The following is a 9,126-nucleotide window of genomic DNA, read 5'->3' on the forward strand; positions in this document are numbered from 1 at the left end:
GGGATCGGCCCGGAGGCTCAGGACGCCCCGGCCGGGGGAGGCATCGGGCCCGCTTCCGCTTCCGGCCGGGGTGGGCCGGTGTGCCGGGCCGTTCGGGTGAAGGCCGTGGACAGCGGGACCATCGGCCCCCCGCGCCTCGCCGAGTGTGGCCTGTTCGGCCCTGCGGGGGCTCCGGCCGAGAGGGGAGGATGGGGTACGCCCACCGTCGGCGGTTCCGACAGACCCGAGGAGAGCCCAGCCATGTCCGTCACCCCCAGTCAGGCTCCCGGTGGACCCTCCGAGGAGGAGGTCCGCGCGCTCGACGCCCACTGGAGGGCCGCCAACTACCTGTCGGCGGGCCAGATCTACCTGATGGCCAACCCGCTGCTGCGCGAGCCGCTGCGCCCGGAGCACATCAAGCCCCGCCTGCTGGGTCACTGGGGCACCTCGCCCGGCCTGAACCTGGTCCACACCCATCTCGACCGGGTGGTCAGGGCCCGCGACCTGGACGCGGTCTGCGTCTGGGGGCCCGGGCACGGCGGGCCCGCCGTGCTGGCGAACTCCTGGCTCGACGGCAGCTACACCGAGACCTACCCGAGCGTCACCCGGGACGCGGACGGCATGGCCCGGTTGTTCAAGCAGTTCTCCTTCCCCGGTGGCGTGCCCAGCCACGTCGCCCCCGAGACACCAGGTTCCATCCACGAGGGCGGTGAACTCGGCTACGCGCTGTCGCACGCCTACGGCGCCGCCTTCGACAACCCAGGCCTGCTGGTCGCCTGCGTCATCGGCGACGGCGAGGCCGAGACCGGACCGCTGGCGGCCTCCTGGCACGGCAACAAGTTCCTCGACCCGGTGCACGACGGCGCCGTCCTGCCGATCCTGCACCTCAACGGCTACAAGATCGCCAACCCGACCGTGCTGGCCCGGCTGCCCGAGGCGGAGCTCGACGCGCTCCTGCGCGGCTACGGCCACCTCCCGCTGTACGTCACCGGCGAGGACCCGCTCACCGTCCACCGGGCCATGGCCGAGGCCATGGACACCGCACTGGACCGGATCGCCGCCCTCCAGGACGAGGCCCGTGCCGAGGGCGGTACCCGGCGCCCGCAGTGGCCACTGATCGTGCTGCGCACCCCCAAGGGCTGGACCGGTCCGGCGGAGGTCGACGGAGTGCCGGTGGAAGGCACCTGGCGGGCGCACCAGGTGCCGCTGGACCAGGTGCGGGACAACCCCGCCCACCTCGCCCAGCTGGAGGCGTGGCTGCGCTCCTACCGGCCCGAGGAACTCTTCGACGAGCAGGGCCGACCCAGCGCCGAGGTGCTGGCCTGCGTCCCCGAGGGCGACCGCCGCCTCGGGACGAACCCGCACGCCAACGGCGGTCTACTGCTGCGCGACCTGCCGATGCCGCCGCTGGAGCGCTTCGCCGTACCCGTCGACAAGCCCGGTGCCACTCTGCACGAACCCACCCGGGTCCTCGGCGACCTGCTCGAACAGCTGATGGCGGACACCGCCGAGCGCCGCGACTTCCGCCTGGTCGGCCCGGACGAGACCGCCTCCAACCGGCTCCAGGCCGTCTACGCGGCCACCGGCAAGGCCTGGCAGGCGCAGACCCTGCCCGTCGACGAACACCTCGCCCCCGACGGCCGGGTGATGGAGATCCTCTCCGAACACACCTGCCAGGGCTGGCTGGAGGGCTACCTGCTGACCGGCCGCCACGGCCTGTTCTCCTGCTACGAGGCCTTCGTCCACATCGTCGATTCCATGGTCAACCAGCACATCAAGTGGCTGCGCACCACCCGTGCCCTGCCCTGGCGCGCCCCCATCGCCTCGCTCAACTACCTGCTCACCTCGCACGTCTGGCGCCAGGACCACAACGGCTTCTCGCACCAGGACCCCGGCTTCGTCGACCACGTCCTCAACAAGAGCCCCGAAGCCGTCCGGGTCTACTTCCCGCCGGACGCCAACACCCTGCTCGCCACCGCCGACCACGTCCTGCGCAGCCGCGACTACGTCAACGTCGTGGTCGCCGGCAAGCAGCCCTGCTTCGACTGGCTCACCCTCGACCAGGCCCGCACCCACTGCGCCAGGGGCGCCGGGATCTGGGAGTGGGCCGGCACCGAGGACGGCACCCGCGAACCCGACGTCGTGCTCGCCTGCGCCGGGGACGTCCCCACCCAGGAGGTCCTCGCGGCCGCCCAGCTGCTCCGCAGCCATCTGCCCGACCTGGCCGTCCGCGTGGTCAACGTGGTCGACCTGGCCCGGCTGATGCCCGCCGAGGAGCACCCGCACGGCATGCCCGACGCGGAGTTCGACGCCCTGTTCGGCCGCGACCGACCGGTGATCTTCGCCTACCACGGCTACCCGTGGCTGATCCACCGCCTCGCCTACCGGCGCGCCGTCCACCCCCACCTGCACGTGCGCGGGTACAAGGAGTCGGGCACCACCACGACGCCCTTCGACATGGTGGTCCGCAACGACCTCGACCGCTACCGGCTCGTCATGGACGTCATCGACCGGGTGCCCGGCCTCGCCGTCCGGGCCGCCGCCCTGCGCCAGGAGATGGCCGACCGGCGCACCCGCCACCACGACTGGATCCGCGAGCACGGCACCGACCTGCCCGAGATCACCGACTGGACCTGGTAGGGCTGACGTGCAACCAGGGGGGCCGACCGTCAGGAGACCAGCACCGTGGACCTACCCGTCGCCGTCGGAGTGGACGGCTCCGACCCCAGCCTGGCCGCCGCCGACTGGGCCGCCCGCGAGGCGCTGCTGCTCGGCCGCGCACTGCGCGTCCTGCACGCCCTGCCCCTGACGCCCCGGCTGCTCCCCGGCCGGCCCGCCGGGCCCCGACCGGACCCCGATGCCCTGTTGCACGAGGTCTGCCACGTCCTGGCGGTGCGGTACCCCCGGTTGGAGATCCGCTCCGACGAGGTCCACGACCTCGCCCCCGCGGCGCTGCTGGCCGCGGGGGAGGACGCCGAACTGCTCGTCGTCGCCGCCCGCGGTACCGGCGGCTTCCCGGACCTGCGGGTCGGGTCCACCGCCCTGCACCTGGCCGCCCGGGCCGGCTGCCCGACCGTGGTGCTGCCGGTGGACCCGCCGGGCTCGGATCAGCGCGAGCGGATCGTGCTCGGGCTGGACGCCCGCCGACCCGCCGAGGCGGCCCTGGAGTTCGCCTTCGCCGCCGCACACCGCCACGGACTGCCGCTGCGGGTCGTGTACGCCTCGGCCACCGGCGTGCCGGAGGACGAGGACGAGCTTCTCGCCCGCGTCCTCGCGCCGTGGCGGGCCGCCCATCCCGAGGTCGAGGCCGTCCCGGAGAGCACGGGCGCGGGAGCGGGCCCGGCGCTGGTGGAGGCGTCGGCCAAGGCCCGACTGCTGGTGCTGGGCAGGCGGCCCGTGCTCCTGGTCGGCGCGCTCGGCCCGGTCGGCCACGCCGTCCTGCACCACACGCTCTGCCCGGTCGCCATCGTCCCGGAGGCGTGACCGGGACCTTCGGGCCGTCCTTGGGGCTGCTCGGCCCTGGGACCGGCCTGCGGCGACCACGATCATGGATCGCACACCGGGTCGCCGGCATCCGCGCCGCGACCGTCGAACCAGGGAGGGCCGTCACCATGCCGGACGCCGTAGTGGTCGGAGTCGACGGATCGGAGCCGAGCACGGCCGCCGCCGAGTGGGCCGCCCAGGAGGCGCACCGCAGCGGCAGGCCACTGCGGCTGCTCCACGCGGGGGAAGCGAGCGCGCCCGCGCCCGGGGAGGGCGACCGCGGTGACGAGCCGCTGCCGCCGGAGGTGCTCGCCACCCGGGACCACATCGCGAGCGTGCTGCCCGGGCTGGAGCCGACCTGCGAGCACGTGCCCGGGAACCCGGCCTACGCGCTGGTCGCCGCCGGGGGCCGGAACGGCCTGCTGGTGCTCGGCTCGCGAGGCCTGGGAGGGTTCGCCGGCCTGCTGGTCGGCTCCGTCTCGCTGCGGGTGGTGGGCCACGCGAACTGCCCCGTCGTGGTGGTCCGTGCCGGGGCCGACGGGCAGGGCGGCGGCGAGGACGTGGTGCTCGGGCTGGACAGCGACCAGGCCTGCCCGGACGTCATCGCCTTCGCCTTCGAACAGGCCGCGGCACGGGGTGCGACGCTACGCGTGCTGGAGAGCCAGAAGGTGCCCGCGGGGCCGTACTCGGCCGAGGCCGTGGTGTACCAGCCGGAGGTCAGGGAGGCGCTGGAAGCCGGGGAGCTGATGAGGCTCCAGGAGGCGCTGGCTCCCTGGCGGGAGAAGCACCCGGAGGTCCGGGTCCAGGCCGAGCTCACGCCCTGGTCGGCCGGGCGGGCGCTGGTGGAGGCCTCCAGGAGCGCCTGCCTGACCGTGGTGGGGCGCCGCCGGCCCAGGCTCCACCCGGCCGCGCCCTGGCTGGGCTCCGTCGCCCACGCCGTCCTCCACCACGCGCACAGCCCGGTCGCGGTCGTGCCGCACGACTGAGACCGGCCCCGCGCACGGCCGTGGTGCGGACCGCTGTCGGTCCGCCCCACGGCCAGCGGCGTGTCCGCGGGGACCACGCGGGTGCGCGCGAACGGGAGGACGTTCGGCCGGGATCGGTGTGAGACTGGGCAGGGAGGGGGTGATCCCCGTGTCGGACCCACCGCACGTGCCCGCCGGTCCCGACACCGCCGTCGACGAGAATCGGCTGGAAGACCTGATCATCGAGGCGCAGACGGCCCTGCCGGTCGAACTGCCCGCTCTGGCGAACCGGTGCGCCACGGCCCTCGGCCTCGACTCCGTGCTGATCTACCTCGTCGACCTGCAACAACGGCTGCTCGTCCCGCTCGACGAGGCCTCGGAGCCGCTGCCGGTGGACCGTTCGCGGGCCGGCTGGGCGTACCGCAGGGTCTCCCCGCAGGTGGCAGCCGACGGCGGTGGCGTGATCGTCTGGCTGCCGCTGGTCGACGGTGCGGAGCGGCTGGGCGTGCTGGCGGTGCGCACCGCCGCGCTCGACGGGGTGCGGATGCGCCGCAGCCGGATGCTGGCCCACCTGTTCGCCATGCTGATCACCTCCAAGCGCACCTACAGCGACTGGATCGCCTCCCTCGCCCGCACCGCGACCATGGGGTTGCCCGCCGAGATGCTGCGGGCCTTCCTGCCGCCCCAGACCATCGGCAGCAGCAGGTGCGTCTCGACCGCGGTCCTGGAACCGGCGTACGACGTCGCCGGCGACGCCTTCGACCACTCGGTGGTCAAGAACGTGCTGCACACCATGATCCTCGACTCCATGGGGCACGATCTGACCGCCGGCCTGACCACGTCGGTCGCCATGGCGGCGGCGCGCAACGCCCGCCGCGCCGGCGGTGCCCCGGCCGACGTCGTCGGCTCCGTCGACCAGGCGCTCGTCCACTGGCTGCCCGACCATTTCTGCACCGGCGTGCTGTGCCGACTCGACGCGGAGACCGGGGTGCTGCACTGGGTCAACTGCGGTCACCCGCCGCCGCTGCTGATCCGCGCCGAGCGGGTGCTCCACGGAGCGCTGGACAGCCCCCCGCAGCCCCCGATCGGCCTGGCCGACCACCTCGCCCCGGAAGCCCGGCAGGTCCACGAGACGACCCTGGAACCGGGCGACCGCGTCCTGCTCTACACCGACGGCGTCGTGGAGGCGCGCGACACGGACGGCGCGGAGTTCGGCCTCGACCAGTTCACCGACTTCATCATCCGCTCCTCGGCCGCGGGCCAGCGTCCGGCCGAGGTGCTGCGGCTGCTCATCCACGCCATCCTCGACCACCAGCGCAACCGCCTGCGGGACGACGCGACCATCCTGCTCTTCGAATGGCGCCCGCAGTGCCCGTGACGCGCTGCTGCACCGACCCTCCTCCGGCGGACCCCGTCGGTGCGTGGCGCGGCCGTCGACGCGGCGGGCCGGGGGCTCAGGGGACGATCTTCACCGACTCGGCCCGTGGGTGGTGGAGCCGGTGGAGGCCGGCGTAGGCGGGGCTGCGGGCGAGGAGTTCCTCATGGGTGCCGTGGCCGGCGAGCCGGCCTTGTTCGAGCAGGACGATCTGGTCGGCGTCGCGGACCGTGAGCAGGTTGTGCGAGATGATGATCGTCGTGCGGCCGGCCATCAGCGCACGCAGCGGGCCCATGATCCGTCGGGCCGACTCGGCGTCCAGGCCGGTGGTGGGTTCGTCCAGGAGGAGGACGGGTGCGTCCCGGATCATCGCGCGGGCGATGGCCAGACGCTGGCGCTGGCCGCCGGAGAGCAGTCGTCCGCGCTGGCCGACCACGGTGTCGTAGCCGTCGGGCAGCAGGCTGACGAACTCGTGGGCGTCCGCCGCCCTGGCGGCCGCCAGGATCTCGGCCTCGGTCGCCTCCGGGCGCCCGTACGCGATGTTCTCCCGGACGGTGCCGTGGAAGACCAGGGTCTCCTGCAGGACCACGGCGACGTTCTCGCGCAGCTCGGTGAGCGACAGTTCGCGCAGATCGACACCGTCGAGCCGGACCGCGCCGGCGGTCGGGTCGTAGAAGCGGAGCAGCAGCTTGGCGACGGTGGACTTCCCCGCGCCGCTGGCGCCGACCAGGGCCAGCGTCTTCCCCGGCGTCACCGTGAAGGACACCCCGGACAGCGCGGGCGTCGCCGTCTCCGGGTAGCTGAAGGTCACGTCGTCGAACTCGATCCCGCCGTGGGCCCGGCCGATCGTCCGCGGGGTCGAGGGGGCGGCGACCTGCGGGCGCTGGTCGAGCAGTTCGATGATCCGCTCGGCGGCGGCGGAAGCGCTGTAGAAGGTGTTGCCGAGCCCGGACATGCCCCGGATCGGGCCGTAGAGCTGGCTCAGCAGTGCGAGAAAGACCATCAGGCCGCCGAGGGTGAGCCGGCCACGGACCAGCTCCCAGGTCCCGAGGCCCATCACTGCCAGGCCGCCGAGCAGCTCGATGAACTCGACCGTGGGTCCGTAGAGCGCTCCGATCCGGGTCGAGGCCATCGCGGCGTGGTACCGGCCGACGCTCTCGCGCTGAAACCTGGCGTGCTCCCAGCCCTGGCGGTTGTACGCCTGGACGAGTGCGATGTTGCCGAGCGACTCCTCGGTGACCGCGCTGATCGAACCGCCGCGCCGGCGGCGTTCGCGCGAGGCCGCCCGGATCAGCTTGGCGAAGCGGCGGGCGGTGAAGAAGAACAGTGGCGCGGCGACCAGTGCGGTCAGCGTCAGGTCCCAGCGCAGCGCCAGCAGGAGACCGACGAAGATGCCCAGCCGCGCCACCTGGCCGAGCGCGGTGACGATCCCGGAGAGCAGGAAGGTCTCGACTGCGTCGACGTCGCCGGTCACCCGGGACAGCACGTCGCCGAGCTGCCGCCGCTCGAAGAAGCCCAGGGACAGGCCCTGGATGTGCCGGAACACGTCCGATCGCAGGATGAGCAGGAAGCGCTCGCTGACCCAGGTGGAGGTCACCCGGCTGGCGAAGGTCAGCGCTCCGGAGAGCACTGCCAGCCCGGCGTAGGCGAGGGCGACCGGCAGGAACAGGCTCAGCCTGTGCGGGACGAGCATGTCGTCGATCACGATCTTGAACAGCAGGATCTCCGCTGCCTCGATCGCCGGGCCCACCACGACCAGGACCAGCAGCACCACCAGCCAGTGGCGGCCGCCCTTGGTGTAGGGCCAGAAGCGCCGGAAGACCTCCCGGAGCGGGACCGGCGGTGCGGCGGCGACGAGGGCGTCGGAACTCTCGACGACGAGCAGCCCTCGCAGGGCCTCTCGAAGGGTCCGCTTTCGCGTCATCGCACGGTCTTCCCGCTCGGTGCCCGGCACCGGTCACCCCGCTGAACCCCGCCCCGAGCCCGGAACCCGCCGGGTGGCGCGGGCCGGACGGACCGGGCGGGGCGACAGGCAGGCCGGGCACGAAGTATGCCCGGCCTGCGGTTGTAACGGATTGCAAGTGTCCGGCTACTGTGGATGTCAGTAACCCCAGTCGCCGCCGCCGCGGTCGCCGCCGCCGTAGCCGCCGCCGCCGTGGTCGCCGAAGTCGTCATAGCCGCCGCCGTAGCCGCCGCCGCCGTGGTCGCCGAAGTCGTCGCGTTCGAAGCCGCGCTCACCGTAGCCGCCGCCGTAGCCGCCGCCGCCCCCGTGGGTGTCAAACTTGCCGAGGGTGCCGAGGTTTTCGAGGAATCCCATGATCAAACCTTCCTACGATTCCCCCTCAACCATCGTCAGTCCGAGCACACGGGATCGGCAAGCATAATCCGGGAAAAATTGAAGATTTAAAAAACGATTAGAATATCGCAACTGACGGTCAGCCTAGCGATATTCATGGCAAAATAATGTCAAATCTTTGGTTGCGCTCAAGCCAAGGGGTCGTGTGTGGCGAGCCGGCGAGCTGTCGCGCTGCGGCTGCCAACCGTGCCACGCCACCCCCATGGGGGTATGGGAGGCCTGTCGTGGCAGGGTCGCCCGCGCCGCGTCAGGTCCGCCCGACCCGCGGACGTGCCGGACCGTGACCGACCGTTCGCGCCGCGCGCCTGTCGCGACGCAGACCTCCGCCTCGGGCGAACCGCCGTATGGCGCTGCCGGAGCGGGGCGGCCGCGTGGGCGAGGCCGTCGACTCGCCTCGGTCGCCAACCGGGCGTGGAGCATCCATCGACCTGGCCGGTCGTCCGGTCGGCAGAACCGCCCGGGCCGTTGAGGCCGTCCTCATGGTGGCCGACCGGCGTGAGGGGGCGGAGCGGAGGCGGGGGGAGCGGGAGAAGCTCAGGGGCGGAGGCGGATGCGCCGATGAACCGTCATTCTGACGTCTGGCCAGGAGCCGGTGGGCGCCCGGTCCTCGCCCCGGACTGCCGGGCCTGTCGGCGGTTCGTCGCCTGCTCGTCGGTCGCCGCGGCATCGTCTCGGTGCTCTCGGCTCTGCCGGTCGGACTCGCGCTTCTTCAGTCCCAACAACCCGACACCGCTGGCAAGTTCGATGAACCTGACCGAGGGGCGGGTGGCCGCGACCGCGAGAGGGCCTGTGTCCGCGCGTTCGCGCGGGCACAGGCCCTCGTGGGTCACTCCGGTGGTCCCTGTCCGGCCCCCGGGGTGAGGGGGAAGCCGAAGGGGTCGGCTTAGTACCAGTGGTGGGACTGCCAGAAGTTCCAGGCGGCGTTCGGGCTGCCGTAGCGGGTGTTCATGTAGTCCAGCGCCCACTTG

Annotated in this window: 6 protein-coding genes and 1 pseudogene; 4 read left to right on the forward strand and 3 right to left on the reverse strand. The window is 72.9% G+C overall.

What is annotated here, in order from left to right; genetic code table 11:
* The first annotated feature begins 240 nt into the window (after positions 1–240).
* The 4 genes from AB0O11_RS26075 to AB0O11_RS26090 all read left to right on the forward strand — a co-directional run bounded on the left by AB0O11_RS26075 (position 241) and on the right by AB0O11_RS26090 (position 5,805).
* Positions 241–2,619: a phosphoketolase family protein gene (locus tag AB0O11_RS26075; protein WP_363391642.1), complete on the forward strand. Its 2,379-nt coding sequence runs from the start codon at positions 241–243 to the stop codon at positions 2,617–2,619.
* A gap of 45 nt (positions 2,620–2,664) precedes the next feature.
* Complete coding sequence (locus tag AB0O11_RS26080) at positions 2,665–3,462, forward strand: universal stress protein (protein WP_363391645.1); 798 nt, start codon at positions 2,665–2,667, stop codon at positions 3,460–3,462.
* Positions 3,463–3,590: 128 nt separating this feature from the next.
* Complete coding sequence (locus AB0O11_RS26085) at positions 3,591–4,448, forward strand: universal stress protein (RefSeq protein WP_363391648.1); 858 nt, start codon at positions 3,591–3,593, stop codon at positions 4,446–4,448.
* A gap of 148 nt (positions 4,449–4,596) precedes the next feature.
* Positions 4,597–5,805 carry a PP2C family protein-serine/threonine phosphatase gene (locus AB0O11_RS26090; RefSeq protein WP_363391651.1) on the forward strand — a complete coding sequence of 403 codons (1,209 nt, stop codon included), beginning with the start codon at positions 4,597–4,599 and terminating at the stop codon, positions 5,803–5,805.
* Positions 5,806–5,881: 76 nt separating this feature from the next.
* Here AB0O11_RS26090 and AB0O11_RS26095 read toward each other — a convergent pair whose 3' ends face one another.
* The 3 genes and pseudogenes from AB0O11_RS26095 to AB0O11_RS26105 all read right to left on the reverse strand — a co-directional run.
* Positions 5,882–7,726, reverse strand: a complete 1,845-nt coding sequence (locus tag AB0O11_RS26095) for an ABC transporter ATP-binding protein (protein WP_363391653.1) — start codon at positions 7,724–7,726, stop codon at positions 5,882–5,884.
* A gap of 177 nt (positions 7,727–7,903) precedes the next feature.
* Positions 7,904–8,119, reverse strand: coding sequence for a hypothetical protein (locus AB0O11_RS26100; RefSeq protein ID WP_363391656.1), 216 nt, complete (start codon positions 8,117–8,119; stop codon positions 7,904–7,906).
* 922 nt (positions 8,120–9,041) lie between these two features.
* A pseudogene (locus tag AB0O11_RS26105) lies at positions 9,042–9,126 on the reverse strand (lytic transglycosylase domain-containing protein); the annotation flags it as partial.

It is taken from the genome of Kitasatospora sp. NPDC093102, from assembly GCF_040683915.1.
Classification (GTDB): Bacteria; Actinomycetota; Actinomycetes; order Streptomycetales; family Streptomycetaceae; genus Kitasatospora.

Coding starts and splice junctions, on each gene's coding strand:
- AB0O11_RS26100 (WP_363391656.1), bottom strand. CDS start 8,119: ATGGGATTCCTCGAAAACCTCGGCACCCTCGGCAAGTTTGACACCCAC.
- AB0O11_RS26075 (WP_363391642.1), top strand. CDS start 241: ATGTCCGTCACCCCCAGTCAGGCTCCCGGTGGACCCTCCGAGGAGGAG.
- AB0O11_RS26085 (WP_363391648.1), top strand. CDS start 3,591: ATGCCGGACGCCGTAGTGGTCGGAGTCGACGGATCGGAGCCGAGCACG.
- AB0O11_RS26095 (WP_363391653.1), bottom strand. CDS start 7,726: ATGACGCGAAAGCGGACCCTTCGAGAGGCCCTGCGAGGGCTGCTCGTC.